Below are 23,507 nucleotides of genomic sequence, written 5' to 3' on the forward strand. Positions count from 1 at the left end.
GTCAACCTCCTACTCTTGCGTTATTGTCAAAAGATTAGTACCATAAATTATCTTTTCTATCGACGCAGATGATCCAAGTGCCCATAAATAAACAGAAATTTTATCACCAGCAATAAAGGTTATATCCTGTACATATGTTGTTGGTGTTGATGAGCTTGAGCTTCGGAGTGTGCCGAAAGCAACCCCATTTTTATATATTTGGGCGCGAGCATTAGTAGATGATGTGTACAAGTCAAACGAGATTCGTATTGTCCCTGGCAAGTTAAATACAATGCCAACCACCTCGTACGGTGTACTAGAATTGTTATTCGCGTAATTAGTTCGTCTGAAAATCGGGCCGCTTCCTGCAGAAATCGAACCAGTAAACGTACCAGGCACCCCGCCAACGGACACGCCGGACCTGATATTTCCTGCGGCTAAATTTGTTATGATTGCCTGTACTATACCAGCCCCGTTATGATAACCTTCGGGGACTGTGTACGCTTCGTTTTGATTAGTGATGTTTTTTGTAATAGCCCCATTATCGGCCATGGTTCCAGCGCGGTTATTCCCTGTTCCATTCGAGAACGTAACTCCGGTCAAAACTTGTGCTGATGTAGCTGAACCCGTTGCACGAATAACCGCAGCTATTTTAGAAATAAGTTGATCCCACGTTTCTGATGTGGATGCCGATACACCTATGGAGTTAAGCGCGGCAACCACTTCCGCTTTCCGCTCAACTCCAGCTTGAAAAGCCAGTCCAACAGCTTTCTCCGTTGCTGCAACATCGCTCCGAGAACCATCAGTAGCATCAGACAATTGCACAATCCCTTTTTCGGTCAGGGAAGCATCAGGTATTACAATATTGTTTAATCGTTGATCCAGGTCAGTGATGTTTCCTCGGAATGTATCGTGATCATATGCCGTAAAGAATCTTGCTATTTTCGTTCCCGCAACCCAAGATTTAGTCGAACCCTCAAACCCCCTAGTTACACCTGTTAGGTCGTTTCCGGTCTTTCCGGTGTAAAGTATCGTTTCTGCTGCTTCGTCCGTCCCAATCGTCAATTGGTTGGGCGCTGGAGGTAATACAGATCCATCTAATACCGTGATACTGGTTTGGCTATCGTTAATGTCTGCCGCTAGCTCGGTCTGCCTGCTATTGACCGCAGCTGGGTACATGATTTCAAGCATTGGTCATTCCTCCTTAACTAAGTGTCTGTACAATGTTTCCGGTCAATAGTTTGAAAACGTCATTTGCCAGTATACTACGCGGTGATTCTAAAGGACCGAAGTACAAAAGATTGCCTCCTGTTAAGGCGTCTCGTGTGCCAATATGAGAAACCGTTCCCCACGATGCAGTGGCAATTGCATAAGCAATGTCTGCCGCATTCTTGATGGTTGGTTTCCCTCCCTCAGTAGCAGGTGGACCGAAAACAACTTTCAGCCTCGTATATCCACCGCCTGATACTTCTTGGCCTGTGTCGGCCGCTGTTGGGTTTGTAGTGTATAAGGCTACATAAATATTCTCTGGACTTGTATAAGGAATGTTTCTGAAAACGTGGTTAAGTATAGCATTTGCCAAGTATAAGGATATGTTCATGCGTGTCACCCCTCTAATAAATATTCATTCGTTATACGTAAATGGCTCAAAGGTACGGTTCCTTGGTTCGTGATTACAATCAATGGTGCCGTTCGGACATTCCCTTGACTGACAATCTGCTGCTTGTGCGGTGATGTCGTGATTAAAGTCTCTTCAATCTGTTCCAAGCCATAAGCAAATGGATCATGGGCAATCAAAGAGAGTGAGAACATCCCGAGTCCCATAATTCTGTCAGGATCAAAACCACCCGTCAGTTGCACCGCGAACGCCTGATTTGGCCTCTCTCGCTGTCTCAGTTCGAGTTTGCGAGGTTTTCCGTAGCTGTCCACTAAATGAGAAGACAAACCCATAACGGCCTGCTGTAGAGCCATATAGTCCTTGGTAATCATTGCACAATCGTAAACGAACGTCCTTGCCCCGATATCAGCCCCGAAATTGTATTGTCCATTACGTCCAGGGATGTTCAGTGTTCGATCCACCGTATCAGGTAGACCCGGGCGCTTGGACGTGCCACGCACCAAGAAGCCCAACTCTATGTTGGACTTCCCGCCAAGCCATATCATTTCATGCACTATCTTGCACCTCCTGTTCCTCTCGTTGCCTGCTGAGCCATCATAAACATTTCTGCAGCCAGTTCCTTGGCGATTGCCCGGATATCTTCATCCCTTCGAACGTTAAAGATTGTCCCGGCAAATATACCTTCCATATTGAGTGTCACGGGCCCCATTCCTGTTGAATCTGTTCCATTTGAATTACCCACGGAAGGTTGAACCGCTTGTGCCATATCCCTCGCCTGATTCTGAACGTTTGACATCATGTTTGCCATACCTTGAACCAGTCCGGCCCCAGCCATCTCCCCGATCCACGCCATTTCACGAGATGGAGAGTGAATGTCCAGCGCCTTTTGCATGGTTGTCCGGACAGAATCTGCAATTGCCTTAGCTTTCGCCTGCACCGCACCCTGCATAGATGCCAGACCATCAAGCAACCCTTGCATCGCTTGTTTCCCGATCGTAGGCAAGTCTGCCTTCATCGCATTGAACTGGTTTGTCGTACCAACTCGTATCGCTTTAACTTTTGCATCAAAGTCTGCCTTGAGTCCGTCTATTTGCGTTGCCGCATCCACTCGTAACTGAGATATTTGTTTATTGGTATCTTCGCGTAATCCGGTGAGCTCCCGAACCGCTATAGCTCGGGATTCTGCCGACTTCGTTTGCCAGAGGTTTGTATACTCGGCAAGCTGTTCGTCTGTCAGTGTGTTCAGTGCCGCCAACTCAGGAGCCGCTTTTGGCCCCATCTGCCGCAATTCCTCAAGCAGGCCCTTGTCTATTCCTCGCGCCGCCAAAGTTTCAATATTTGATGCCCATGTAGCCAAGTAGTCGACTTGGCCCCGCAGGTTGTCCAGTAGCTGTTGACCGGATGTTTCCGATTTAGCAACAACCTCATCAAACAATCCTGCAAAGTCGTTGATTGCCTTGGCTCGCTGTTCTACAGCCTGTTCATACACGCCATTTAGCCGCAACTCTTCAGCTGCGACATTTGCGTTAATCTCTTTGGTTTTCGCTAAGAAGTCCTCACTGGCTTGAGTCAGTTGATTGTAAATCTCCAACTTAACTTTGCCTGCCGCTTCTTCAGCTGCTTTTGATTCAGCAGATCCAGCCTTGTACCTCGCTTGAACCCGTTCCCAGGCAGCAAGCTGTTGAGCAAGAGACATTTCGTTGGCCGCTGCCGCTTTCTCGATATAGTCCTTTGAAGACTCGAAGCTTGCTTTAGCGATTTCCTGTTTGATTTTATACGCTTCTTTTTCTGCTGCAATGTACTGCGTGGTCCCGGCTTTGTATTTGGCCTGAACCTTCTCCCACATCGCTAGTTCCTGTTGGAGTGTAGCCTTTCCTGTGGAAGCCCTGGCATCAATGTACGCTTTGGAAGCCGCGAAGGAATCCTTGGCCGCTTTTTCAGCCGATTTGGTTTGTTGCTCATGGGCCTTTTTAATCTCAAGCGTGACCTTCTGAACCTGGGCAGACGTTTTGGCGTACTGGTCTTTGATCTTTTGCAAGGCCGCCACGTAACCGGCTGTATCAACGTTGCCCATTTTGAAGTTATACTGGGCTGTGGCAAAAGCATCTTTGAAAGCCTTATTGACTTTGGTTGCCGTATCCTTGGCAGCCTTGGCTGCTGTCTTGGATTTGTTACTGATACCGTTAGCCAAACCTTGGCCGATGTTTTCCCCGTATCCGGTTGTGAGTCTCGATGGTGAGTGAATATCGAAAAACTTCTTGAAGAATCCGCCAATGGCTTCCGAAATTTCCTTAGCCTTTTGGACAACGACATCCTTCATATTCGCGATACCCTGCACCAGACCTTGAATGATGTTCTTCCCGATATCTTTCATCGTATTGAACGCATTTTTGAAGATGCCTGCAATACCCTTCCAGACGGTTTCGGTTACGCCCTTGGCTGCATTCCACGCCCCTGCCCAATCACCTTTAAAGATGGCCAACCATGTGTTGATAATGCCCGATATTACACCGATCACAGTATCCACAATAATCTTGATGGCATTCCAAGCACCCGAGAAGACGGATTTCACCACGTTAAACACCGTTCGGAAGACCGTTGTAATGGTGGCTCCCCACGTATCCCAAAACGCCTTCAGGTTATTGAAAATGGTTTTAATGACCGTGAAAATCACATTGAATGTCGTGCTGAATATAGTCTTAAGGATTTCAAAGACGCCTTTGAATGCAGCTGTGATTGTTGAACCCCATTTATCCCAGAACGCTTTAATCTCGTTAAAGATAAACTTGATCAGTTCGAAATAAGCCTTGAACACGGTATTAAACATCAATGTTAAAGCTGCCCAGGTAGCTTTGAAGAATATCGTAATGTCATTGCCCCACGTGGCCCAGAATGACTTAATCCCGGCAAAGATGGATTTCACAACTTCGGACAAGGCTTTTAGCACCGTATTAAAGACAAGCTTGACGCCGTTCCAAAGTGTGTTGAACAGTCCGGTGATCTCTCCGCCCCACGTTGCCCAAAACGACTTGAGCGCACCAAAAACAGCTTCGGCCGCTGCTTTAATGCCAGTCCATGCTGCGTTAAGCGCGTCCCTCACCGTTTCATTGGTTTTGTACAGGTATGTCAGCCCTACCGCAACAGCCGCGATTGCCGCCACAACAATGCCGATTGGACCAGTAATGGCCGCCCACAGGGCAGTGAACATCGGTGTGAGCATCGTTAACCCTGCGGCAATCTGAGGTATGAAACCAATAAGTATCAATAACGGACCAACAATGAGAGCCAGTGCTGCCGTTATTGCCCCCGCAATAGCAATAAACGTTTTGACGCCTTCCGGGAATCGGTTAAACACGTCAACGACAGATTGCATCACGCCTGCTGCTGTCCGCAATGCAGGGATAAGTGCCTGCCCTATGGTGATTTGTGCCGTCTCCATAGCTCCGCTCAGTTCTTCAAGCGCGCCTTTAAGGGTATCCATCTTCTGCGCAGCAACCATTTGAGCATCGATCTTATCCATGGCCGCCGCCATAGCGTCGATCCCCTCCGCACCCTCTTTATACAAGATGTTACCAGCACGGATAGCATCTGAACCAAACATCGTATTCATGGCCGCTTGCCGCTGCATGTCGTTCAAACCGGACATCTTTTCATTCAGGAGCCCAGCAATTTCGGACATATCCTTCAGAGAACCGTTGGCATCATAAAATGACGAATACACCCAACCATTGGCCTCTGCCATGGCTTTGGCCTCTTTGAAATACTTGCCTGTAACTGTTTTTGCGCCATCAGCGCGCGCCAAGTACGTCGCTAGTGCCTGGGTAATACCATCAATGCTCATCTCCGCAGGCTTGATTCCTTGTTTTGCCAAGTACTCCATTGCCTTGGACGTATCCAATGTTAACAAGCCCAAATCTTTAAACGTTGCATACGCATCCGCTGTAGTTGGCTGCAAACGCATAAGCATCGTTTTGAGAGATGTACCCGCGTCCGACCCTTTAAGGCCATTTTGAGCAAATGCAGCCAGTGCAGTGGCAGTGTCTTTGAAAGAAAGACCAACCGATGCAGCAACGGAAGCCGATTGAGATAATCCGAATTTTAATTCTGATACACTTGTTGCTGAAGCATTAGCAGCCCCGGCTAGTATGTCGGCCGCATCCTGCACGGAAAGAGAGTCGCTTTTGAAAGCGTTAAGAGCAGTAGAGGCAATTTCAGCAGCGTCCGCCAGTTCCAATTCGCCAGCAGTAGCCAAAGAGAGTGCGCCCGATAGCCCACCATTCATGACATCTTGTACTTTTACCCCGGCCTTGATAAGCTCCTCAATACCCTGAGCCGCTTCGGTTGCGCTGTATTTGGTATCTGCGCCCATAGTGATCGCCAATTGTTCTAACTCACCACGGAATTTGCTAACCTCAGCCGGATCCATAACAGAATAAGCATTTGCCATACCCTGCTCGAAGTCTGCGGCGCTTTTTACGGCGACACCAAGAGCTCCAGCAAGCAATCCCCCAAAGGCAGTAATCCCCGCGCCAACCTTTTTCATTTGCTCAAAGGAATTTCCCATTGCCTGCTTAGCCTGTTCAAACGATTCTTTATAATCTTGACCAAGCTTGCTTACTTTTTTCCCTTGATCGCCAATCTCACGAGTCGTATCTTCCAAACGATTATTCAGATTCTGAAGCTCTTGCTCTGTTTTAGCCACTTCACGTTGAAAAGCCCTGTATTGACCTTCTGTAATGTCTCCACGTGCAAATTGCTGATTAACTTGCTCCTGTACTTGCCTCAATCGGCTTAACTTTTCTTGAGTGTTACTAACGGAGCTGGCAAGCAACTTTTGTTTCTGAGCAAGTAACTCGGTGTTTCCAGGGTCAAACTTCAGGAGCTTTTCAACCTGTTTTAGCTCCGACTGGATATCTCTTGATTTTTTGTTGACATCGGCAAGCGCCTTGCCCAAACCGGACGTCTCCGCTCCGATGACAACGTTAATCCCTTTAATGGTTTCTGCCACACAGCCCACCTACCCTATGTTCCAGGCAGGCATTGGCTCGCTACTTAATGTGCGGCTCGCTCTGTTCCTTAATTTTCACTTGCACAACACGTTTACAGCGCATGCATTTGATTTCAACATCCGCTACCCTCGCATAAAATAAAAGATGCCCGCAGTGTGGGCATCTCGCTTCTTTTAGATCCATAAAATCACCACACAGTCATAACAAGTTGCAAATCGCTTAGGTTTTTGATTCAACCATTTTATTCAGCCTTTCCATCTCAACAGACACCTTTTTCTTTATATTGGAGATACGAATGTCAAGGGCTTCAATTTGCTTTTCAGTCATTCCGCCTTTTGCAGGACGTTCCATCAGAACTGTTATCAATGCATTCAATGTCCTGATTTTCTCATTCTCATAATAAGCAGTGTATACATGGCCGCAATGAGGACAAGAGAAACCCACGCGATCCACTTTCGGAGTAACTTTCTCTTTGCCATAGCTGATCAACACGAACTCCTGACCACAACCATCATTGCATTCCACTTTCATCATTCGGTCGTCCTCCTACTTGCCATAAAAGGCATCGATATCTGCCTGAGTAGCTTCTCTTGGACCATCGTCTTTTTTGTCGTTGCCCGTAAAACTTTTAGCGAGATCAATTAGATCCCCACAACTCAGATTGTTCAACTCTTCAAAGCTGAGCCCAACCCGTTTACCAATCGCTATTAGATCCAGTTCCAGACGAGATTCTTCGTTAGGTTGCGACTCCGCCTTTGACCCCGTTGTTTTTACGAAAAAAGCCGTCTGTGGCTTCCTCCAAGGCCGCTACCAAGAACGCTGGGTCGGATAAATCCAAGTCGTCGCCCAGAGAGGCCAACCATGGCTCGAAACTCGGAAACTCTTTGCCATAAGAATCTGCTTTTGCCATGGCCCATACCATTTGCAGATTAGATAGCATATCAATATTGGTTGGGTCAACTTCACCACCGTCCGAATCCCCACCGACCATTTTCATCATGTCGCCAAGCAAATCCGTCTTAAATTCTTTCTTGTAAAAAAGAAGAGCCAGAGCGGTTGCTCTGACCCGTACTGTTTGGTTCCCGATTGTAAGTTCACGCATTTTCATCGTCTCCATTCTCTATTTTGGATAAGTCGAGGTCATCCGCCCCCGTTGCACCCGGCTGCACCTCATCGTCAGACGGGCTTAACATGGCATTAGAGGCGTTTACTCCCCCGCGGTGAATGTTGGTGTGTAAACTTTCGTAAAGAAGGAATTAAACTGTGTAGCGTTCGTTGCACTCAGTTCTAGATCACCCTTGACAATGTTCACACCATCCAATTCAATTGGCGATACGGTTACCGACAACGTTTCTCCCGTGATCTCAATTGATTCACCTTTGGTCGTCAACTCTTTTGCTGTCCGAGACGCCTGGCAATCGTAGTAAGCGAACCGGCGATTTCTCTTGTCGCCTAAGACCTGACCCAAGAGAGCAAACTTCTCAGGCATTCCATCTGAAATTTCCACCAATAGTCCGTTATCGTCAATTTTCCATCCGAACATCCGGACTTTGACTTCATCAGGAATCAAGGCCATTTCCAGTTCAGCTGTATAACCGTTATTGCTTGTTGCTACAAAATACGCAGTGTTATCGGCGTAAAAGGTAGAAGCCTCACCTTGAGCCTCTGGCGCCCAACGAACTGCACCAGGAATTGGAATCGGAACTTCCCAAGCTGGCTGCTCGGTAACAGCATCATCGAAAAACGCAATGTGTACCTTGTCCAAACCAAACGTTACTTTATTTTCTGACATATATTTCACCCTCCGATTAATTGAATTGTGAAGACCATCTGGAACAACTTTTCACTTTCCAGATATGTTTCGACCGAGCTGTATGGTAACTGCATTTCTTTGAGTTTGCCTTTAACTTTCGCTTCCGCCACCAAATCTTTCTTTTCGGTGTACAACTCCACCTGAAAATTAGGTACTTCAAGAAAGTTTATATTGTCGGCCATAAAATCACCGTCATAGGCAAATAGGTATACCAGATACGGCGCTTTTGGTTCTGTTTTGAAATGCGAATAAGCGACTGGGTATCCAATCGCTTCAAGGCCTTGATAGAGTTCTGTTTGGTTCATCCACATCATCCTCCATTACGGACGATAGATTTAATTCTATTCACGAGTTCTGGTTCTGCGTGATCATAAGCAGGCAAAATATGCGGTTTCCCAGGAACGCGACCACCACCTCGTTTTGCGTGCCCGAATTCCAACAAGTGAGCGAAGCTACCGCGTTTTTTATTATGGATGATATACTTTACCGCGCCATCTTCGTTCATTTTCTTACGGGTCCATCCGGTTGCGTATCTACCGCTGTTTTTACCTTTGCTTTTCGGAGAATTCACCGATATTTCTTTAGTGAGTTGTTTTGATGTCTTGTCTAATTCCTTTTCTATCCCTCTTGTAACATCCTCCGTATACGCCTTTACAGCTGAAGTGATTTCGTTCGCTAGATCATCAAGCGAGACCATGCTTTAAAGCCTCCCTTCAGCGATAATGGTGAACGTGATGTTCAACTCATCGTCATTGATGATACTTTTCACATCGTACGTCACGTTTTTAAACCGGATCTCGATCCGCGTTTTCTTTTCCGCAAACAGCTCGTCCAGCGCCTTTGAGTAATGGACCACAAATCTAGTGACATGCTCTGTGTTGTTTTGAGCTGCCGCCATGAATTCAGATCCCTTGGTTGTTTTGACCATGGACCAGAGCGTGCGCAATTCACTGAACGCCTCTGACTCGTTCCCGATATCGTCCTTGATAATAACCGGGCCCATGACTGTGATCCGCTTGTTGAATCTGCCGCTATGGCTGTTGGCGTTGTATTTATTGTCCCTCATCTGCATCAACCTCGCTTAAAGCCTTGTCCAACATGAGATTGTTGATTTGAGTCAAAAAGTTGATGTTAAAGTACTCCAGAGCATCGTTGTAGACGTACCGGGAGCGCTCGAACACCAGCTCTTTGAAAACTTCATGTGTTTGGATGTCGTAATCACCACAAACCCTTACCAAGTCATCGTTCGAAGCTTTGAGAATCCTCAACAGGTTCCCATCTTCCTCGTCATCCAGGTGCATTCTGTCCAAAAATTCCTTTACAACCTCTTGCGTAACAATTCCGGCCACCAGAATCACTCCTTCAGGGCAGATTCAGCAGCAAGGGCTTCTTCCTTCCCCTTCACTTTCTCGCCGTTGGAGAGTTCGTAGGTTCCGCCCCCGACATGATGCGGGAACGTCTTCTCGGTATCATCCTGTTCCTTTACGGCCGAATCCTTCACGGGTCCAGCGGCACTTTCAATCTCCTGAACCTCAGCCAAATAAATCTTGTTGTACTTCGGGTGAATCTCCGCAAGATAAAAGATACGATCATCATCGGACTCATACCCCTCTGCTGGATAAATCTCACCAGGTTGATAGATTCGATCATCGTGACCGTTTTCTTGGAACCGGTTGACTACTTTAGCTTGTAAACTCATGCAATTCCCTCCCCTCAAAAAGTTAGACACCCCAATTAAGGAGTGTCTACGCCGCTACTTAGATCAAGCGTATAAATTACTGCAGTTTTATTGTCACGCGGTTTACCGAAAGCAAATGTCTTAGCCACATGCAGATTGCAATCCTCCAGAGCAAGGGTTTCCTTGTACTCTGTGACCTCTACACCACCACCACGATATGCGTCATAGCGATCCTTTACAAAGGCCACTACTTCGCCTGCTGTAGCGAATACGGAAGGAATGATTTGAAAGTCGAAAGGAACATTTGTGATATAAGCACCAGTGGCGTTCCTGGTTGTAAATTTACCGCGCATTTTCCAAGAATCAGATGGGTTAATGATTAATGCAATTTTCCCGTCTACATTCAGCGGCTTACCATCTTGCTTTACTGATAGCAATTCTCCGATTCCTGCAAATTCTTCAATTGTTTTGGCAGCATCAGTAAGCGTCAACGTTCCGGCAATGGCTTTTTTGGCGTGTCCCGCTGTAGGGTCCACAGCTGCAGATAAATCACGGATCAGTCCAATTGGTTGATGCTTTACTGGCCCTGCTCCGTTAATGACCGCACTTTCAAGGGCAACAGCGTAAGTTTCGGTAATTTGTGCACGGACGTAAGCTTCTACCCATGTCGGCCCGAACCTTTTAAGGTCTTTCGGCAGCACAACAAAAGCTGTCAATTTAGATTGAGTGATACTTTCTTGCTTAAATACCGCATTCAACTGACCTTTGATGTCTCCAAAGATAGGCCCCCACACAGCAGCGCCTTCATATTCAGAAGTAATTGCCGTAAGTGTGACTGTGCCAAGGTCTTGGAAATTGATAACCGATAGTAGTGGATGCTCGGTTGTCAGGTCGTCATAAATTCGTTCAACAATGGTTTTAGGTAGGATAATTTCATTTGTGAATCCATCTGACTGTACAACCGCGTTGAAGAATTTCTTTTCTTCCGCAGTCAATACGTTGACGCCTCGTTGGGCCAGTACTACGCTGTCCAAATTGTTAGCAGACACTTGGTTTGTGATTTGAGTCGTCAGTGACGTTACAAGTGCATCCTGCATAGCAACCCAAGCTGTCTCAATTTCTTCGTTTGTTGATGCTTCATTCTTCACCACGTTGGCATAGTTCAGTTTTGCGTTTTCGTAAGCGTCAGTATGCTGATTAAGTTTCATTGTCATTTTTAATGACCTCCATCATTCAAATTAAAAAAGAACCCTGCGATTTCCTGACGGTTTCCCAGGATCATGCAATGGTCCTTGCTGCTTGTTTTTAAAATCTTCGAATTCAGTTTGCAAAGTGCTCAATTGAGCTTTCAAGGCGTTAACTTGTTCGTTATCCGCTCCAGGCTCTGCGTTGCCAACGTTTGTGATTTGTGTGATTTTGTTGTTGAATTTCTCGGCCTGATCTTTGAAAATCCCGGATTCAACTTCTTCCGCTTTCCCATCCACAATTTCATCAGCTAGACCCAATTTAAGAGCTTTGCTTGCGGACAAGTACGTTTCCTCGTCCAACAATTTCTTCGCTGTACTCTCATCCAACCTATGGGTGTATGAAGCTAAAACCGATTCACCGATGCTGTCCAAGTCATCCGCAATTTTACGCAGCTTCTTGGCGTTACCCGCAACCACTGTCCATGCATGGTGCAGCATGAATTGAGTGTTCGAATACATCCTTACTACGTCTGCACCCATACATATAAGACCAGCCGCGCTTGCAGCAATACCCGTAACAGTAACTGTCACTTTGCCTTTGTGAGCTCGCAACGTGTTCATCAAATCAATCCCGACAAATACGTCCCCGCCGTATGAGTTAATATCCAGGTCAATTTCTTCGTCTTCCCCAATGCTTCTCATCATGTAGTTGAAATCCCACACGCTCGAATTCCAGCTTGAAATATCGCCTTTGATCTTATGCTTCACTTTTTAGTCACCCCCTTCCCGATCTTTAGAAGCCGACGCAGATTGATAATTTTTAGTCAACACATACTCATCCAACGCTGGATTGTCCACCGGCTCGCCTCCGACCATTTTTCTAATCTCATTTCCGTTGTAAGTTCCACTCGCACGCAGTTTGTCAATCGCTTCTGCAAGTTCAAGCGGATTCATGTCTGCAATTCCGTGTACATTAATTCTTTTCCCGCCCAGGTACTCTTTCTTGGTCACCAGTTTGGCATTCACTTCATCCCTGATCTTCTTACTGAGAGGATTTGTACAGAACCTGATATATGCCTTGATAGCCGTTTCATAGTCAGCCATATCACCGTGAACCAATGAGTTTGGAACACCAAGAATATTAGCTACATCATCAGTCAAATCTCGTTTTAATTTCGCCAATTCTTCTACCGATTTACCGTTATTAGAACCGTCGTTGACCTCTGTGTACTCAAACCCTTTTAACTTCGGGACAAGAGCCACAACATTTGTTTTGAATGCAGTAAATAGCTTATCGATAAACTCTTGAAGCCGATTCCTAGTTTTTTCGTCAAGTGATTGATTTGCTTCTACACCAACAGTTCCTCGAATTTGGTTGCTCATTTTCTGAGTTTCCAACATTCGTCCAAACAAATCTGTGTAGTCTTTAAAAATGCCTTCCATGAATTTGGTTAGCTTCTCGTTGTTATACGTCAGGTAGATGACTTCATCCATCCTAAATGTTCGTTTGAATGTGTAATCTTTTACCGTAACGTCCTTGAATACATCTGGATAAACTGCGTACTCTTCTCTTGAAAAGCTGTCCGCTATCAAAAGATCATCATTATCAGACAAAATGACAAGTATCTCATTTTCATAGATAAGCCTGTACGTGAACTGTTGCCAAAAATCTGCTGCGGATTGGTCTGTATTTGGACGTACATTGAGTAGATAATCCCAATCATCCATAATTCGCTTGTCGTTCTTCATAATCCTGAACTCACTCATGCTTATGGTCCTGGCTATGAAGTTAATGCATGTCTCAAGCGCAATCCTTTTTAGATATGACCGATTGGAGGATTCGTATAAAATATCAAAATCAAACAAGGTTTCCAGCTCGCTGTTACGTTTGAACACACCATCCAGAAATCCCATTCCTTCTTACACCCCCTCTCCTAGAAGTTCAAGGCCTCCAGTGCATCCAAAGCATCATCAATACCTTCCTCGCTCAGTTCTTCAAAGCGATACAAACCGCAAACAAGAGCTTGGAAACCGTCTGTTTTCCTCCGGATCGGTTCTTTCTTGCCGTATATCTTGTTACCATCTTTTTTGATCGTCACAAGCACGTTATTTGTGTACCAGCGCATCAACGGGTTGTCACCCCATATGAACATACCCTTGGCGAAATACATCTCTACACGCGGCGCTAAGAGGCCGTGAATTGCTTCCGGCCTACGAATTACCTCAACCTCGAAGCCGACAGCCTCAAGCAGAGGTTTCAGCATTTCCATGCGGTAGTTATCACCAATGACTTTCTTGATGCTGTATTTCATCCTCATTGTGACGAACCAATTCACGATATGTTCCAGGTTGATCATTTCCTCGTTCAAAACAGTGAGTAACCCTTTGGACTCCCATTCTTTTATCGGAGCAAACTTCTCTTTGCTATCCACTCGTTTCATGGAGTATCCGTAATACTTATCGACAAATTCTTTTCTTGTGAATGAGTGCGTGATAAACGGCACCTTTCCATCATGTTTGAAAACTAAACCAACAGATGCAAAATCTCGAATTTGTGCAAAGTCGATGCACCCGATGGCTTCCTTGCCTTCCAGATCCGGTAATGGTTGATCTGTTGCAGCAATCTCTTCCCATTTCGCTACAGATCGTTCCAGGTCAGTAACTGGTAGATTCATGCGTTTGGTCATGAACTCTTCACGGTTTGAAGGATCGTCCGCTAGGTCTTCATATTCTTCATAGATAGTGTCATAAAGACCCTGAGAGTACTCATTCCTCGGCTCGCTCAGCATTGGGTTTGCTAACTCCCACAACTCCGGTCTATCAACCTCTTTTTCATCGTTCAGTTTGCAGAGGAATGGGAAGACTGAGTTTACTCTGGCCTCACCACTCAGAACCTTCTTGGCTTTATCTTTGAATTTGTCCAAGAACCCGTCACGGACATAACCGTCCGTCCCGATGTAGAACTCTCGTGGATTTTTCTTCTTACCTAAACCAGATATGTGCACCCGGACGTCCGAGTTGTCTTCGAAATAGTGGATCTCGTCAAATACAACCGCACCGTCTCGAAGACCGTCTTTCGTGTTTCCGTTAGACGTTCTGAATTTAAAAATGCTATCCGTGCCCTTTGCCAGAACTTGTGTTGCTGTAGCCTTAAAATGCTTCTGCAGCATTGATTCCCTCTTGATCGTTTTGGCCGATTCCTCTACGGAGGTTTTAGCTTGTTCTTCGGAGTTAGCAATAACGGATATGTTGTATTCCATAATTCCGTGAAGATCACTGATTAGAAAGTGGCATATCACAGTAATGAGTCCGTTTTTGCCTCCGCCCCTCCCCATCATCCATAGGAACTTCCGATAAAACACCCTATCCGACTCTTGGAAAAACAAAAAGACGAAAGCAACTAAGAACTTCTGGAACGGTTGCAAAGGAAAATACCACTTCGCAGCGAACCGAATGCAGTCCTCAATCATTTCGTCATCGAAATACAAGTCATCTCGGGAAAGAACATCCCGCTCCAGGTATTCAATTAGCTGTTCTCGTTCTTTGTTGAACTTAACTTTTCCAGAACGGAATAACCGAATATAGTCGTCTACATACTTTTGCCGAATCATGTCAAATCACTTTTCGTCCCGCCCTTTTTACCTGCCCCTGTTTTCTCCGGCTTTGGCACATTCAGATTTAAGGCGTCCAGTATTTTAATCATACGATCATTGGTTTTGTGTAGGTCGGCAATGGAAGGGTTAGATTTCTTGCCGTGCATGCCATTGATCTGAATTCCGATGGTTTCAATATCTTCAATCAGTTCGTTTTTCAAATCCCAAAGAGATAAATAATCTTGAATCAAATCTTTGTGATAAGAAGGCGGTGTCCCGTTCGCTCTTAATTGCCTCATGAGATCCAGTTCAATTTGTCTTCTTAACTTTTCGGCTGCATCAGTCAACAAAATCACCCCCTTTTATTAATTTTCCATTTATGACCAATATGCAAGAATTATAATTTCACCCAAAAAACCCGACAGAACACCCCACCTCCGGTGCCCGGGCCCCAGGGAATCGCCAAACCTTTTGACCCGGGGGGGTGTTATCCGAATATTTTTTCTTTCAATTTTCTAATCAAAGGAACTTTGTCTTTGCCTTGATTGATCATATGTTCAATCGTGTACTCATGTTTGCCAACCTCGTGTGTCTTGGTTCCATATAAATACTCGATTACGACCATCCCATTGATTGCTACACCATTGTGTCTCACAATTGGGACGCTGTTTAGATCCTTCACTTCTATGACCAACAACGGAACAGAACTCTTACACGCATCACAAAGCAGTTCCAGTCCATCAGTCCTTACTCCAATAACATCCAAGGCTTTGTTGCACTGTGAGCAAGGAGCCTTACTGCAGCAATTGTCACAAACAATTCTAGCTGACGGTTTGTCATTCGGTCCGCGTTTCTCATTTATCCTGACGCCGCACTTAATGCAATGTTCATTGTTCACCAGCGCTCATCTCCTTCCCACTTGTTCACGTTCCGTTCGAACACCCGGTCATGCTCCTTGTTGTGGCAGTCAACACAAACTGTTTCTAGGTTGTCTATATCAAGCGCAAGGTCTGGATGATCCTCAAGTTCCTTGATGTGATGGACAACCAACTGAATCTTCTTGCGGCGAGCCGACTCGCTGTATTCGTTTGTGTCGATGCTGACCAATCCATTTCGTTTGCATGGCTGGCACTCGTGGTTGTCACGCTGCTTAACCTCTGCCCTCAGCCGCTTCCATTCACCGCTATCGTAGAACTTCCGCTTCTGTTCAATCGTTTTGTACAGGTTCATGTTGTTCCTCGCCTCGTAGTTCCTTGGCTATTTCAAGTAAGGCATTGAGAAGCTTTTCCTTTGCTGTAGCTTCATCTTCATGATGTTCCTCATCTCGCAGTTCCTTACCTCTTTCAAGTAAGGTGTTAAGGCGCTCTGCCTTAGCTATAGCTTCATCCAGTTCACGAGTGTCTACGTTGATTTCAACCTTGATGCTATCGACTTTAGCCATCATTCTTCCTCCGTTTCTGTTTTTGTATAAATATTCAGTCCATTTAACGCACAAATAACCCTTTTAAAATAAGGGTTTATCACACCTGTTTCGTTATATTTACTGTCACATTGCATTGATTTCTGCATAAATATCGAGTTATTCATATCTTATTATTTTGTATAACTGTTCGCGTTGCGCTTTCCCCAATAAAATCAAGGGTTTATGATGCTTATTAATTTTGAGTTATACAAGTTCGGCATTATGAATAACTCATAGGCCGAATCGATTCATAGCAGCATCCATCATGTCCTGATCCATTCCAATGTATCTGAATGCGTTGGCATCGGATGAATGGTTAAGCAGCTTACGAATGAGCGTGATATCCTTCGTCTTCTGATACATCATGTACCCGAATGTCTTTCTCATGGAATGGCAGGCGATATCCTTCATTCCGAAATGTTCAGCTGCCTCTCGCAATATCTTGTAGGCCATGTCTCGCTTGATCGGCTTGTTCTTACCTTGTCTTGATTTAAACAAAAAGTCATCGTCATTCATATCTGCTGTATATCGTTTAAGCTCGCGCTTGAGTACTGGGTTGATCTGCAGCATTTTCTTTTTGCCGGTCTTCATTTCAATTAATGTGATGTGCTCGCCTATGACATCCCGCTTACGAAGCGGAAGCATATCTTGTATTCGGTAACCGGTGTTTATTCCAACAACGAACATCATGCGGTTCCTCTTACTTTTAGCGCCCAAGTATTCCTTTATCTCCTCGATCTTGGCTGGATCTCGGATAGGTTGCACTTCGTTCACCAGCCAACACCTCCTTGTTGAAAAAGAAAAGAGCCATCCGGTAACCCTCCGAATGACTCCAAAAGAATATGAAGAAAATTTTATCCGGCCTTGTTGGGACTCGAACCCACCGTTTCCTGAAAGGCCATAAAGTAGTCCGTATTTATATGCCGCCCGGACGGAGCGACTTCAGGGCATCTAACCCCACCTCACACCATACCATCGCAGTTAACCCATCAGGGTATCGCTAAGGAATAATCCCACAGCACGGCCGAGTCGCCTAGGGATAACGGAACTAGGCACACCGGAAGGAAGCAATTCCCTTCTTATGTGCCTAGTGTATAACTGAAATACAGACGCAAAGCGGACATGGAACAGACGTGGTACAGACAGTTAACAGACGTAATGCAGACAGGATACAGACACGTTTTTCATGAGATAGGTCCCATGAGTTTCAGTGTGCTTGCTATGGACTCAATTCCTTCGTCAATCCATCTATCAACTGATCTGTCGGTAATAAGACGGAACTTCACTACAGCCGCTTTTCGCGGGTGCCCTTTAATGAAACGATATTCAATGAGTTCTTTCACTTCTTTATCCATGATCAAATTTACAGCCAGTTCGATTTCTTCCACTTTCGTCTTCCAATCTATATATAAAGCCTGCTGACGCTCGTTTCTTTCCTTACCACTCAACAGATCCACTGTGAGCTTCATTTTCGGATACCTACGCAGCATGGACCTAACAATCAACTTATCCGTCTCTGTTACACTCTCGTAAAATTCCATTTGGTACACCGCAGCCCCCATATATGGCCCCTTTCCCTATGAATCAAAATCAAATGCAGCTTGTCCTTCAGGTAAGATTTCCTTACCTGCTTCGCGAATCAATCCTTCATCCAGCCAACGTTTTGGTGCTTTCTTCTTATAATTATCCCAAACAGGTGTTCCCGCCGCAATACTTTGGAACTTATTTTCCTCAACTGCTTTTTCTGTCCATTCCCAATACGTGTTGGCTTCGAGTTGTTGGGTCATTTGATTCCACCACCCGCTTGCTGTCGCCGTTTTTCAGCCATCTGGTATTCAATACATCTTGCTTTATAATAAGCAGCTTCACGCTGAATTTGATCCCGTTCAAACGTAAGCTGCCAGTTAACTTCAGTAATGGCCTGTAACGCTTGGTCTTTCTCCCCAATCAAATCAATCAGGTCTGAAGTAGCTGCACCTTCCAATTCGTTCATGTGAAGTGCTACACGGTTGTTCATTCCACCACCAACTTCCCAATCTCCCGAATCTCCGCTTTTGTCTTTGCATTGGTGAACCTGTTGAGGAATGCGATTTTCTTCATGGCACGTTTGGATTCTATTTTTGCGGTATTCTTTTCTGCGGAGGACATATGATGGCTGTTAGCGTCATGAAATTTCCGTTGTAGTTTAAGCCCTAAGATTAAGCTTGATTGGATATCTACCGCATCGTCATAAGTTAACCCGAATTTTCTCATGCTTCTTCCTCCCCGGGCTTATTGATGGGCGACCAGTGCGTTACATCTTTGAGCAAATGACTGCCTATTCCGATCCAATCGTAATGCTGACCTGGAAAGAAGCTTTTAGAACGTTCCGCAATCGTTGCACCTCTATGCTTGTCATAAACCAAGTGTGGTACATGACTTGGTATGCTTCGGTCTGTTGGATCGTATTTACGCCACTCTATCATTCTGTATCCGCTCCTTCCCCACCCAATAATTCAGGGTTTTCGTAGATATTTCCGATCACTTCTCCGTCTGCTATATACCCCAAATGAAGGCCCATTAAAGGTTCCTTTCCTCTGAATAACTGGAACATGCCTCCGTATAACCTCACGACCAGAATTTCGGGCAACGGACCGCTGCTCTCAAAATTCAGCTTGTTTACTTTAACGATGTCGCCATCGTAGTAATCCTTACCTTTGCTGTCTTTCACCCCGGATTTAAGCATCAACACCATGTACGGTGACCATATGCATACCTTCAACCAGTTCCGATCTAAGAATTCGTATGACATCTCTTTAGTTTCGGTATCCCATGCTCTCGCTCCAAATTCATACAGGCTCATTGTTCCGCTCCTTCCTTGGGAGCCAACACAGCATACCCGAAGTGATTTTCGATTTTGGTTTGCGCACTATCGTTGTGCTTTTTCCACTCTTTTATATCTGATCTATCTTCTTCAGTTATTTTTTTGGACTCAATCGCCCGTTCAATGTTTGCAACATTCTTGAATAAGGCTCTTGATATTTCTCGGAGCTCATCGTCCGTGAAACTCACTTCTACCGCCTGTGACTTGATGATCGCTGCCAATTCATGTGTTGGCATGCTTTGCAACAGGCGGGCCACATCCAACCAAGCGATATCTTCACGTTCAGGCTCACGAAACTGATCTTTGAATTCGATGTCCTCCAGTTTATCTTTAACAAACTGGCTTGCTGCTGGAGAAATGCTATTGATGTAATTTGCTAATTTTTCACTCATGGTTACTACCTCCGTTTAATGGTTTGTTCAATGTATATGACGTAGAGGTTGTATATCCTCCTATTTGGGGAGACCGACCAAAATATCTTGATACGGCCTCCACTTCGTTAAGTTTATTCAGTCGATTGGTCGCCTTCGGCCAATTCCTCAACGTCCTCTTCTTCTCCGACATCCATTACAAGCGTCATAACTCCGTTCTTAACAACCTTCGCAAGTACAATGCCCGTAACTTTGATTGTCTTGATTCCTTCTGCCTGGCAGCGAGTGTGTTCGATCATTCCTTCACCGACAAAATCCCAATTTTCGTCTTCCCAGACAAACTCATTGCAACGTTGACACGTCCCGAACAGAACGCCGCCAGCCATGAGTGATCAACCCTTTCCGTCTAACAGGAGTTTTTCTGCTAATCCCTTAGCTGCTTCTAATCCTTCGATAGTCCCGTCTGAGATAAGCGTCTGTTGCATGTGGCGTTTCTCAAGTGCTTCTCTCCGTTCATTTTTAGCACGTTGAATTTCATTTTCTAGCTATATTAAAAAGTTGTTTGGCACGTCTATCCCTCCTATATGTCCAGTACCTAGCAAAGCTCGCTTGTTATCGCTAAAATTTCTGCTTCTGGCTTATTAAAATCCTCAAGTGTTTCAGTTACACTTCTTACAGGTCCGCCATCGTCAGATTCAGTTCTCGCATGAATCACAAGTGCATAATCACGATCCACTTCTTTGATTTCATCGTCTTTTTCCTCATCGTAATCTGCTACGATCTCGTTATACTTTTCAATCGCTTGATCTTCTGTCTCCGCTTTAATCAGTGCCCAGTAAGGGCCGTTGAATTCGAAATATCTCATAGTAATCTATCTCCTTTGGTTTTGGTTTATAGGTCCAGTACAGCCAATAGAGCTGCCTTACAACGTTGTGCTGGTGTTGCATGGATGAAATCGAACATTCCAACATACTCGCCCGTGCCAATCACAACCCGTTTTAATGCTTCACAATATTTAGCCTGCAACCTCAGTTCCTTGATCTTCTTTTCTACTTCCCATGCTTTGGACATGTCCGAGCTGTATCTTTTCGGGCAACCTTCAAATTTCGGCCCCAGTTTGATCCAATCATCTCGGAATTCACCCGGTTCATGTCCCATCACTTCAATGGCTACAACCAGATCCAGATTATTTCCGGACTTGAGTGCCAACGCTTGCTCCCGGGTCAACGCTGTCGTTGTTTGTGTCATGTGTTATATCCTCCTTAGTAGGGAGAGGCCCACAGGCCCCGCATTTTATGGCGCTAAATCCAAGCCCATAATCACGTATCCGGGCTTTACATACTCAGGGTCATTCAATATATAGGTGACTCCAACGGACGTCCTATTGCCTGTATACTGCGTCTCTGGCGTCCATTCTTCCAGCTCTAGCAAATCACCCACCTGATAATCACGATCGTTCTTACGAACCTCAAATGGTTTGGAACCTTGTATAACTGCGTGAAAGTATTCAGGTAATATTTTTAGGTAATGCCTCCTGTTCATGGTTCCCCTCTCCTTCCTGACCCACCGGCTTATTCTCTTCCAACCATCTATAGATGCGCTCCAGTGCTACATCCTGAGAAGCTGGGTTGCTCATAGAAAGGATGTCCGTCACATCTTTCATCAACTTAACCATGCTCTTGCGATACGTGTGTACCTCTTGAAGCTTCTTGCGGAGCCTCTCCAACTCTGTATTTTCGGTGTTTTTCCGTTCATACTCAGTCCATTCAGCAACTAAATCAGAGTGTTCGTCGATTGAATAAAGAGTGATGTAAGCTTGTTTCTCAATCCTAGACAACACCACGCGTTCTCCATCTTCTACGCCATAGGACGACACTAACTCCTTTGTCGCTTCAAGCTGTTCCTCGTACTGCTTCAATGCCTCGCTATATTCATCAATGCAAACCAATCCTTCTTCTTTGTCCCATACCATCCACGAATCAGGTGTAACGGTAGCTGCCGCCAACGCTTGTTTGATTTCTTCCTGCTTACTCATGTCCTTGTTCCTCCAATCTTTTGACCCAAACGTATAAATCTACTGCCAGTAACGTGTTTTCCGTATTAGCGGCATATTCGAGGAGGGCCATACGCGCCGCCCTGTCCGTTCCGGGCTTGAGAATAAAATAATCACCTTCTGCCTCTTCACCCGTCTCACGGTTGATCACCATATATTTGTTATGCAATCCTTTATCTGCATCACTCATGACTGTTCTTCCTCTCTCAACACATGCGCTATTCCGCGCTTTTTGTCTTTCACATATTTCTGCTTTGTGCCAAGATTGACGATCCGATAATCTCCACCCATGTCCACAAACCACCAGAGCACGTATGAAACGTGTTCAAGCGTCTGCCATACCGTTGCTTCGTCCGTGGTATCAACATCGTTATACGGGTGATCCTGCTCCGTGCCATCGTACTGCAGATACTGCCCCGTCTTCCTGTCCTGAATGACGAATCTTCCAACCGTCTCAATTGTCCTGATCATCTGTATATCCCTCCCTGGGAAAGAGGCCCGGAGACCTCAGACCTCTATATTCATGCTCGGTAGTGGCATCCAATGTGTGACTTCATGGCTTAAACGCCAGTTTACATCCGCTTCATAGCTACTCTCGTACCATCCAGATACTGTCCAGAAGCAATCCTTTTCTTCGTCATAGTCACCTTCGCCAGCAAAGTCTTCGTCCATGTAATCAGATTCCAGTACGCTGCGCGGAGCAATGTAATCAGCAATAGTTACATGAGGAATTTGTTTGTCCTTGTAAGTCGTTTCAAATCTGGCTATTACTCTCTGACAAGTTTCTGGTAATTTATCATTCACACTGATCCATGCCATGTGTTATCTCTCCTTTGGTGGGCCTATGGCCTCTGTGATATGTGGTGCTATATGATCAGCTGAAGCTGTCCGTCAGTTGTAGAGTTAAAGTGACTTTCTTTCTCGCTTGGTATCAATACTGCCTCAAATATTGCTTCAAGCACCTGCACAACAATTGAGTTTCCGGCAAGCTTATACAGTGTGGCATTTCGCTTTCCTGCAGTAGAAGGGAACTCGGCCGCCGCTTGGTCAAAGTCCTCATCAGAGAAGCCCATGAGCCTCCAGCACTCGCGCTCTGTCAGATATCTGTATGTCCCGTTGTCCTGCTTGATAATGCCTGCATTTGGGCAACGGTCTTGCCTTGTGGATATGGTCCAGCATCTATCCTCAATGACATCCAATGGCCGATATTTTCCGCGTACTGCAGGATTGAATTCTTCGATCCGGCTTAACATGGACGGGATATTTACCTGGTACTGTTCTCCGGTCACGTTTGGTTCTAAAAATTCGTTAATGTGCCTCATGGCTCTTTTCTTCAGCCGTCCAAAGTCAAAAGGCGCACCGTCCATTATGCTGATAGTGAAGACCCGATCTCTGCCTTGAGGTATGCCGAAGTCCATAGCGTTCAGAACCTCAAAACTGTTGACATAACCGAGCTCGTTCATCCGATGCAGATACTTGTTGAAGCTGTTGATCATGTCTTTGTCCAGTACGCCTTTCACGTTTTCCCAGATAACCACTTTCGGCATCCACTCACCCATGTTTCCGATTATTCGTAGCGTCTCCCACATTAACGATGACCGTGTTTTGTCCTCATCCTTACCGCCTAATCTTTTACCTGACCTTGAAAAGTCTTGGCATGGGCTACCGTGCACCAGGATGTCCGGCCGCAGGTTCCAACCGACCACAGACTGTGGCTTATGCAATCGGTCATACATCGCGTTGTAGCTGCGTACGGCCTTTTCATCAATCTCCACATAGTCAATCGCTTTATGCTCGATCCCAAGATTGATCAGCGCCTTACGCGGCGCCCCAATGCCTCCAAACAGTTCGAGGATCTTTATCATGTTGCCTATCCCCTCC

38 protein-coding genes are annotated in these 23,507 nt (G+C 45.5%); all 38 read right to left on the reverse strand.

Annotation, left to right across the window (positions count from 1 at the left end; all coding sequences use genetic code 11):
• Positions 1-9: 9 nt before the first annotated feature.
• The 38 genes from Q0V21_RS19270 to Q0V21_RS19450 all read right to left on the reverse strand — a co-directional run bounded on the left by Q0V21_RS19270 (position 10) and on the right by Q0V21_RS19450 (position 23,491).
• Positions 10-1,170: a tail fiber protein gene (locus Q0V21_RS19270; protein WP_301880156.1), complete on the reverse strand. Its 1,161-nt coding sequence runs from the start codon at positions 1,168-1,170 to the stop codon at positions 10-12.
• A 13-nt stretch (positions 1,171-1,183) separates the two neighbouring features.
• A complete protein-coding gene (locus Q0V21_RS19275; RefSeq protein WP_301880157.1) occupies positions 1,184-1,579 on the reverse strand; it encodes a phage tail fiber protein in 396 nt (131 codons plus the stop codon).
• A gap of 5 nt (positions 1,580-1,584) precedes the next feature.
• Complete coding sequence (locus Q0V21_RS19280; RefSeq protein WP_301880632.1) at positions 1,585-2,142, reverse strand: phage tail domain-containing protein; 558 nt, start codon at positions 2,140-2,142, stop codon at positions 1,585-1,587.
• Between the two features lie 8 nt (positions 2,143-2,150).
• Positions 2,151-6,605: a phage tail tape measure protein gene (locus Q0V21_RS19285; RefSeq protein WP_301880159.1), complete on the reverse strand. Its 4,455-nt coding sequence runs from the start codon at positions 6,603-6,605 to the stop codon at positions 2,151-2,153.
• A gap of 40 nt (positions 6,606-6,645) precedes the next feature.
• Complete coding sequence (locus Q0V21_RS32885) at positions 6,646-6,789, reverse strand: Com family DNA-binding transcriptional regulator (RefSeq protein WP_367620536.1); 144 nt, start codon at positions 6,787-6,789, stop codon at positions 6,646-6,648.
• Between the two features lie 36 nt (positions 6,790-6,825).
• Positions 6,826-7,140, reverse strand: a complete 315-nt coding sequence (locus Q0V21_RS19290) for a hypothetical protein (protein ID WP_301880161.1) — start codon at positions 7,138-7,140, stop codon at positions 6,826-6,828.
• 202 nt (positions 7,141-7,342) lie between these two features.
• Positions 7,343-7,708 (reverse strand): hypothetical protein, encoded by a 366-nt coding sequence (locus Q0V21_RS19295; RefSeq protein ID WP_301880162.1) that lies wholly within the window; start codon positions 7,706-7,708, stop codon positions 7,343-7,345.
• 105 nt (positions 7,709-7,813) lie between these two features.
• Positions 7,814-8,398, reverse strand: coding sequence for a major tail protein (locus Q0V21_RS19300; protein ID WP_301880163.1), 585 nt, complete (start codon positions 8,396-8,398; stop codon positions 7,814-7,816).
• Between the two features lie 5 nt (positions 8,399-8,403).
• Positions 8,404-8,724 carry a hypothetical protein gene (locus tag Q0V21_RS19305; protein ID WP_301880164.1) on the reverse strand — a complete coding sequence of 107 codons (321 nt, stop codon included), beginning with the start codon at positions 8,722-8,724 and terminating at the stop codon, positions 8,404-8,406.
• A 5-nt stretch (positions 8,725-8,729) separates the two neighbouring features.
• The gene (locus Q0V21_RS19310) at positions 8,730-9,116 is read right to left on the reverse strand and encodes an HK97 gp10 family phage protein (RefSeq protein ID WP_301880165.1); all 387 of its coding nucleotides are present in this window, start codon (positions 9,114-9,116) and stop codon (positions 8,730-8,732) included.
• Positions 9,117-9,119: 3 nt separating this feature from the next.
• Positions 9,120-9,485, reverse strand: coding sequence for a phage head closure protein (locus tag Q0V21_RS19315; protein ID WP_301880167.1), 366 nt, complete (start codon positions 9,483-9,485; stop codon positions 9,120-9,122).
• Complete coding sequence (locus Q0V21_RS19320) at positions 9,472-9,720, reverse strand: hypothetical protein (protein WP_440176127.1); 249 nt, start codon at positions 9,718-9,720, stop codon at positions 9,472-9,474. Before Q0V21_RS19320 ends, Q0V21_RS19315 begins: the two co-directional genes overlap by 14 nt.
• Positions 9,721-9,773: 53 nt before the next feature.
• Entirely contained in the window at positions 9,774-10,118 is a 345-nt protein-coding gene (locus Q0V21_RS19325) for a hypothetical protein (protein ID WP_301880170.1), read from the reverse strand.
• A 35-nt stretch (positions 10,119-10,153) separates the two neighbouring features.
• The gene (locus tag Q0V21_RS19330) at positions 10,154-11,311 is read right to left on the reverse strand and encodes a phage major capsid protein (protein WP_301880172.1); all 1,158 of its coding nucleotides are present in this window, start codon (positions 11,309-11,311) and stop codon (positions 10,154-10,156) included.
• 24 nt (positions 11,312-11,335) lie between these two features.
• Positions 11,336-12,052, reverse strand: a complete 717-nt coding sequence (locus tag Q0V21_RS19335; RefSeq protein WP_301880173.1) for a head maturation protease, ClpP-related — start codon at positions 12,050-12,052, stop codon at positions 11,336-11,338.
• A 3-nt stretch (positions 12,053-12,055) separates the two neighbouring features.
• The gene (locus tag Q0V21_RS19340) at positions 12,056-13,198 is read right to left on the reverse strand and encodes a phage portal protein (RefSeq protein ID WP_301880175.1); all 1,143 of its coding nucleotides are present in this window, start codon (positions 13,196-13,198) and stop codon (positions 12,056-12,058) included.
• A gap of 20 nt (positions 13,199-13,218) precedes the next feature.
• Positions 13,219-14,895, reverse strand: coding sequence for a terminase TerL endonuclease subunit (locus Q0V21_RS19345; RefSeq protein WP_301880177.1), 1,677 nt, complete (start codon positions 14,893-14,895; stop codon positions 13,219-13,221).
• Positions 14,892-15,176, reverse strand: a complete 285-nt coding sequence (locus Q0V21_RS19350; protein ID WP_301880633.1) for a hypothetical protein — start codon at positions 15,174-15,176, stop codon at positions 14,892-14,894. The genes Q0V21_RS19345 and Q0V21_RS19350 overlap by 4 nt, the downstream gene beginning before the upstream one ends.
• Before the next feature lie 188 nt (positions 15,177-15,364).
• Positions 15,365-15,775, reverse strand: coding sequence for a hypothetical protein (locus Q0V21_RS19355; RefSeq protein ID WP_301880178.1), 411 nt, complete (start codon positions 15,773-15,775; stop codon positions 15,365-15,367).
• Entirely contained in the window at positions 15,772-16,107 is a 336-nt protein-coding gene (locus Q0V21_RS19360; protein ID WP_301880180.1) for an HNH endonuclease, read from the reverse strand. Before Q0V21_RS19360 ends, Q0V21_RS19355 begins: the two co-directional genes overlap by 4 nt.
• On the reverse strand, positions 16,085-16,321 hold the full coding sequence (locus Q0V21_RS19365) for a hypothetical protein (RefSeq protein ID WP_301880183.1): 237 nt from the start codon (positions 16,319-16,321) through the stop codon (positions 16,085-16,087). Before Q0V21_RS19365 ends, Q0V21_RS19360 begins: the two co-directional genes overlap by 23 nt.
• 249 nt (positions 16,322-16,570) lie before the next feature.
• Positions 16,571-17,113 carry a site-specific integrase gene (locus tag Q0V21_RS19370; RefSeq protein WP_301880184.1) on the reverse strand — a complete coding sequence of 181 codons (543 nt, stop codon included), beginning with the start codon at positions 17,111-17,113 and terminating at the stop codon, positions 16,571-16,573.
• 410 nt (positions 17,114-17,523) lie between these two features.
• Positions 17,524-17,889: a hypothetical protein gene (locus Q0V21_RS19375; RefSeq protein ID WP_301880185.1), complete on the reverse strand. Its 366-nt coding sequence runs from the start codon at positions 17,887-17,889 to the stop codon at positions 17,524-17,526.
• A gap of 27 nt (positions 17,890-17,916) precedes the next feature.
• Entirely contained in the window at positions 17,917-18,126 is a 210-nt protein-coding gene (locus Q0V21_RS19380) for a hypothetical protein (RefSeq protein ID WP_301880186.1), read from the reverse strand.
• Positions 18,123-18,356, reverse strand: coding sequence for a hypothetical protein (locus Q0V21_RS19385; protein WP_301880187.1), 234 nt, complete (start codon positions 18,354-18,356; stop codon positions 18,123-18,125). Before Q0V21_RS19385 ends, Q0V21_RS19380 begins: the two co-directional genes overlap by 4 nt.
• Positions 18,353-18,592 (reverse strand): hypothetical protein, encoded by a 240-nt coding sequence (locus Q0V21_RS19390; RefSeq protein WP_301880189.1) that lies wholly within the window; start codon positions 18,590-18,592, stop codon positions 18,353-18,355. The genes Q0V21_RS19385 and Q0V21_RS19390 overlap by 4 nt, the downstream gene beginning before the upstream one ends.
• Positions 18,589-18,804, reverse strand: coding sequence for a hypothetical protein (locus Q0V21_RS19395; protein WP_301880190.1), 216 nt, complete (start codon positions 18,802-18,804; stop codon positions 18,589-18,591). Before Q0V21_RS19395 ends, Q0V21_RS19390 begins: the two co-directional genes overlap by 4 nt.
• Complete coding sequence (locus Q0V21_RS19400; RefSeq protein WP_301880191.1) at positions 18,801-19,181, reverse strand: YopX family protein; 381 nt, start codon at positions 19,179-19,181, stop codon at positions 18,801-18,803. Before Q0V21_RS19400 ends, Q0V21_RS19395 begins: the two co-directional genes overlap by 4 nt.
• Positions 19,178-19,594: a hypothetical protein gene (locus Q0V21_RS19405; protein WP_301880192.1), complete on the reverse strand. Its 417-nt coding sequence runs from the start codon at positions 19,592-19,594 to the stop codon at positions 19,178-19,180. Before Q0V21_RS19405 ends, Q0V21_RS19400 begins: the two co-directional genes overlap by 4 nt.
• A gap of 113 nt (positions 19,595-19,707) precedes the next feature.
• A complete protein-coding gene (locus tag Q0V21_RS19410) occupies positions 19,708-19,959 on the reverse strand; it encodes a hypothetical protein (RefSeq protein WP_301880193.1) in 252 nt (83 codons plus the stop codon).
• A 209-nt stretch (positions 19,960-20,168) separates the two neighbouring features.
• Positions 20,169-20,438 (reverse strand): hypothetical protein, encoded by a 270-nt coding sequence (locus Q0V21_RS19415; RefSeq protein WP_301880194.1) that lies wholly within the window; start codon positions 20,436-20,438, stop codon positions 20,169-20,171.
• A gap of 26 nt (positions 20,439-20,464) precedes the next feature.
• The gene (locus Q0V21_RS19420) at positions 20,465-20,821 is read right to left on the reverse strand and encodes a BC1872 family protein (protein WP_301880195.1); all 357 of its coding nucleotides are present in this window, start codon (positions 20,819-20,821) and stop codon (positions 20,465-20,467) included.
• Positions 20,822-20,866: 45 nt separating this feature from the next.
• Positions 20,867-21,115, reverse strand: coding sequence for an ASCH/PUA domain-containing protein (locus tag Q0V21_RS19425; RefSeq protein ID WP_301880197.1), 249 nt, complete (start codon positions 21,113-21,115; stop codon positions 20,867-20,869).
• Positions 21,081-21,608: a hypothetical protein gene (locus Q0V21_RS19430; protein WP_301880198.1), complete on the reverse strand. Its 528-nt coding sequence runs from the start codon at positions 21,606-21,608 to the stop codon at positions 21,081-21,083. Before Q0V21_RS19430 ends, Q0V21_RS19425 begins: the two co-directional genes overlap by 35 nt.
• A complete protein-coding gene (locus tag Q0V21_RS19435) occupies positions 21,601-21,816 on the reverse strand; it encodes a hypothetical protein (RefSeq protein ID WP_301880200.1) in 216 nt (71 codons plus the stop codon). The genes Q0V21_RS19430 and Q0V21_RS19435 overlap by 8 nt, the downstream gene beginning before the upstream one ends.
• The gene (locus tag Q0V21_RS19440; RefSeq protein WP_301880203.1) at positions 21,813-22,097 is read right to left on the reverse strand and encodes a hypothetical protein; all 285 of its coding nucleotides are present in this window, start codon (positions 22,095-22,097) and stop codon (positions 21,813-21,815) included. Before Q0V21_RS19440 ends, Q0V21_RS19435 begins: the two co-directional genes overlap by 4 nt.
• A gap of 36 nt (positions 22,098-22,133) precedes the next feature.
• Positions 22,134-22,445, reverse strand: coding sequence for a DUF551 domain-containing protein (locus Q0V21_RS19445; protein ID WP_301880206.1), 312 nt, complete (start codon positions 22,443-22,445; stop codon positions 22,134-22,136).
• Between the two features lie 47 nt (positions 22,446-22,492).
• Entirely contained in the window at positions 22,493-23,491 is a 999-nt protein-coding gene (locus tag Q0V21_RS19450) for a DNA cytosine methyltransferase (protein ID WP_301880207.1), read from the reverse strand.
• Positions 23,492-23,507: the final 16 nt, after the last annotated feature.

This window comes from Paenibacillus sp. 11B, assembly GCF_030487755.1.
GTDB lineage: Bacteria > Bacillota > Bacilli > Paenibacillales > Paenibacillaceae > Paenibacillus > Paenibacillus vandeheii.

What these genes read in the sequence shown, in the direction of transcription:
- Q0V21_RS19270 (WP_301880156.1), bottom strand. Translation starts at nt 1,170, where the DNA reads ATGCTTGAAATCATGTACCCAGCTGCGGTCAATAGCAGGCAGACCGAG.
- Q0V21_RS19275 (WP_301880157.1), bottom strand. Translation starts at nt 1,579, where the DNA reads ATGAACATATCCTTATACTTGGCAAATGCTATACTTAACCACGTTTTC.
- Q0V21_RS19280 (WP_301880632.1), bottom strand. Translation starts at nt 2,142, where the DNA reads ATGATATGGCTTGGCGGGAAGTCCAACATAGAGTTGGGCTTCTTGGTG.
- Q0V21_RS32885 (WP_367620536.1), bottom strand. Translation starts at nt 6,789, where the DNA reads ATGGATCTAAAAGAAGCGAGATGCCCACACTGCGGGCATCTTTTATTT.
- Q0V21_RS19290 (WP_301880161.1), bottom strand. Translation starts at nt 7,140, where the DNA reads ATGATGAAAGTGGAATGCAATGATGGTTGTGGTCAGGAGTTCGTGTTG.
- Q0V21_RS19295 (WP_301880162.1), bottom strand. Translation starts at nt 7,708, where the DNA reads ATGCGTGAACTTACAATCGGGAACCAAACAGTACGGGTCAGAGCAACC.
- Q0V21_RS19300 (WP_301880163.1), bottom strand. Translation starts at nt 8,398, where the DNA reads ATGTCAGAAAATAAAGTAACGTTTGGTTTGGACAAGGTACACATTGCG.
- Q0V21_RS19305 (WP_301880164.1), bottom strand. Translation starts at nt 8,724, where the DNA reads ATGAACCAAACAGAACTCTATCAAGGCCTTGAAGCGATTGGATACCCA.
- Q0V21_RS19310 (WP_301880165.1), bottom strand. Translation starts at nt 9,116, where the DNA reads ATGGTCTCGCTTGATGATCTAGCGAACGAAATCACTTCAGCTGTAAAG.
- Q0V21_RS19315 (WP_301880167.1), bottom strand. Translation starts at nt 9,485, where the DNA reads ATGAGGGACAATAAATACAACGCCAACAGCCATAGCGGCAGATTCAAC.
- Q0V21_RS19320 (WP_440176127.1), bottom strand. Translation starts at nt 9,720, where the DNA reads ATGCACCTGGATGACGAGGAAGATGGGAACCTGTTGAGGATTCTCAAA.
- Q0V21_RS19325 (WP_301880170.1), bottom strand. Translation starts at nt 10,118, where the DNA reads ATGAGTTTACAAGCTAAAGTAGTCAACCGGTTCCAAGAAAACGGTCAC.
- Q0V21_RS19330 (WP_301880172.1), bottom strand. Translation starts at nt 11,311, where the DNA reads ATGACAATGAAACTTAATCAGCATACTGACGCTTACGAAAACGCAAAA.
- Q0V21_RS19340 (WP_301880175.1), bottom strand. Translation starts at nt 13,198, where the DNA reads ATGGGATTTCTGGATGGTGTGTTCAAACGTAACAGCGAGCTGGAAACC.
- Q0V21_RS19345 (WP_301880177.1), bottom strand. Translation starts at nt 14,895, where the DNA reads ATGATTCGGCAAAAGTATGTAGACGACTATATTCGGTTATTCCGTTCT.
- Q0V21_RS19350 (WP_301880633.1), bottom strand. Translation starts at nt 15,176, where the DNA reads ATGAGGCAATTAAGAGCGAACGGGACACCGCCTTCTTATCACAAAGAT.
- Q0V21_RS19360 (WP_301880180.1), bottom strand. Translation starts at nt 16,107, where the DNA reads ATGAACCTGTACAAAACGATTGAACAGAAGCGGAAGTTCTACGATAGC.
- Q0V21_RS19365 (WP_301880183.1), bottom strand. Translation starts at nt 16,321, where the DNA reads ATGATGGCTAAAGTCGATAGCATCAAGGTTGAAATCAACGTAGACACT.
- Q0V21_RS19380 (WP_301880186.1), bottom strand. Translation starts at nt 18,126, where the DNA reads ATGACCCAACAACTCGAAGCCAACACGTATTGGGAATGGACAGAAAAA.
- Q0V21_RS19385 (WP_301880187.1), bottom strand. Translation starts at nt 18,356, where the DNA reads ATGAACAACCGTGTAGCACTTCACATGAACGAATTGGAAGGTGCAGCT.
- Q0V21_RS19390 (WP_301880189.1), bottom strand. Translation starts at nt 18,592, where the DNA reads ATGAGAAAATTCGGGTTAACTTATGACGATGCGGTAGATATCCAATCA.
- Q0V21_RS19395 (WP_301880190.1), bottom strand. Translation starts at nt 18,804, where the DNA reads ATGATAGAGTGGCGTAAATACGATCCAACAGACCGAAGCATACCAAGT.
- Q0V21_RS19400 (WP_301880191.1), bottom strand. Translation starts at nt 19,181, where the DNA reads ATGAGCCTGTATGAATTTGGAGCGAGAGCATGGGATACCGAAACTAAA.
- Q0V21_RS19405 (WP_301880192.1), bottom strand. Translation starts at nt 19,594, where the DNA reads ATGAGTGAAAAATTAGCAAATTACATCAATAGCATTTCTCCAGCAGCA.
- Q0V21_RS19410 (WP_301880193.1), bottom strand. Translation starts at nt 19,959, where the DNA reads ATGGCTGGCGGCGTTCTGTTCGGGACGTGTCAACGTTGCAATGAGTTT.
- Q0V21_RS19415 (WP_301880194.1), bottom strand. Translation starts at nt 20,438, where the DNA reads ATGAGATATTTCGAATTCAACGGCCCTTACTGGGCACTGATTAAAGCG.
- Q0V21_RS19420 (WP_301880195.1), bottom strand. Translation starts at nt 20,821, where the DNA reads ATGACACAAACAACGACAGCGTTGACCCGGGAGCAAGCGTTGGCACTC.
- Q0V21_RS19425 (WP_301880197.1), bottom strand. Translation starts at nt 21,115, where the DNA reads ATGAACAGGAGGCATTACCTAAAAATATTACCTGAATACTTTCACGCA.
- Q0V21_RS19430 (WP_301880198.1), bottom strand. Translation starts at nt 21,608, where the DNA reads ATGAGTAAGCAGGAAGAAATCAAACAAGCGTTGGCGGCAGCTACCGTT.
- Q0V21_RS19435 (WP_301880200.1), bottom strand. Translation starts at nt 21,816, where the DNA reads ATGAGTGATGCAGATAAAGGATTGCATAACAAATATATGGTGATCAAC.
- Q0V21_RS19440 (WP_301880203.1), bottom strand. Translation starts at nt 22,097, where the DNA reads ATGATCAGGACAATTGAGACGGTTGGAAGATTCGTCATTCAGGACAGG.
- Q0V21_RS19445 (WP_301880206.1), bottom strand. Translation starts at nt 22,445, where the DNA reads ATGGCATGGATCAGTGTGAATGATAAATTACCAGAAACTTGTCAGAGA.
- Q0V21_RS19450 (WP_301880207.1), bottom strand. Translation starts at nt 23,491, where the DNA reads ATGATAAAGATCCTCGAACTGTTTGGAGGCATTGGGGCGCCGCGTAAG.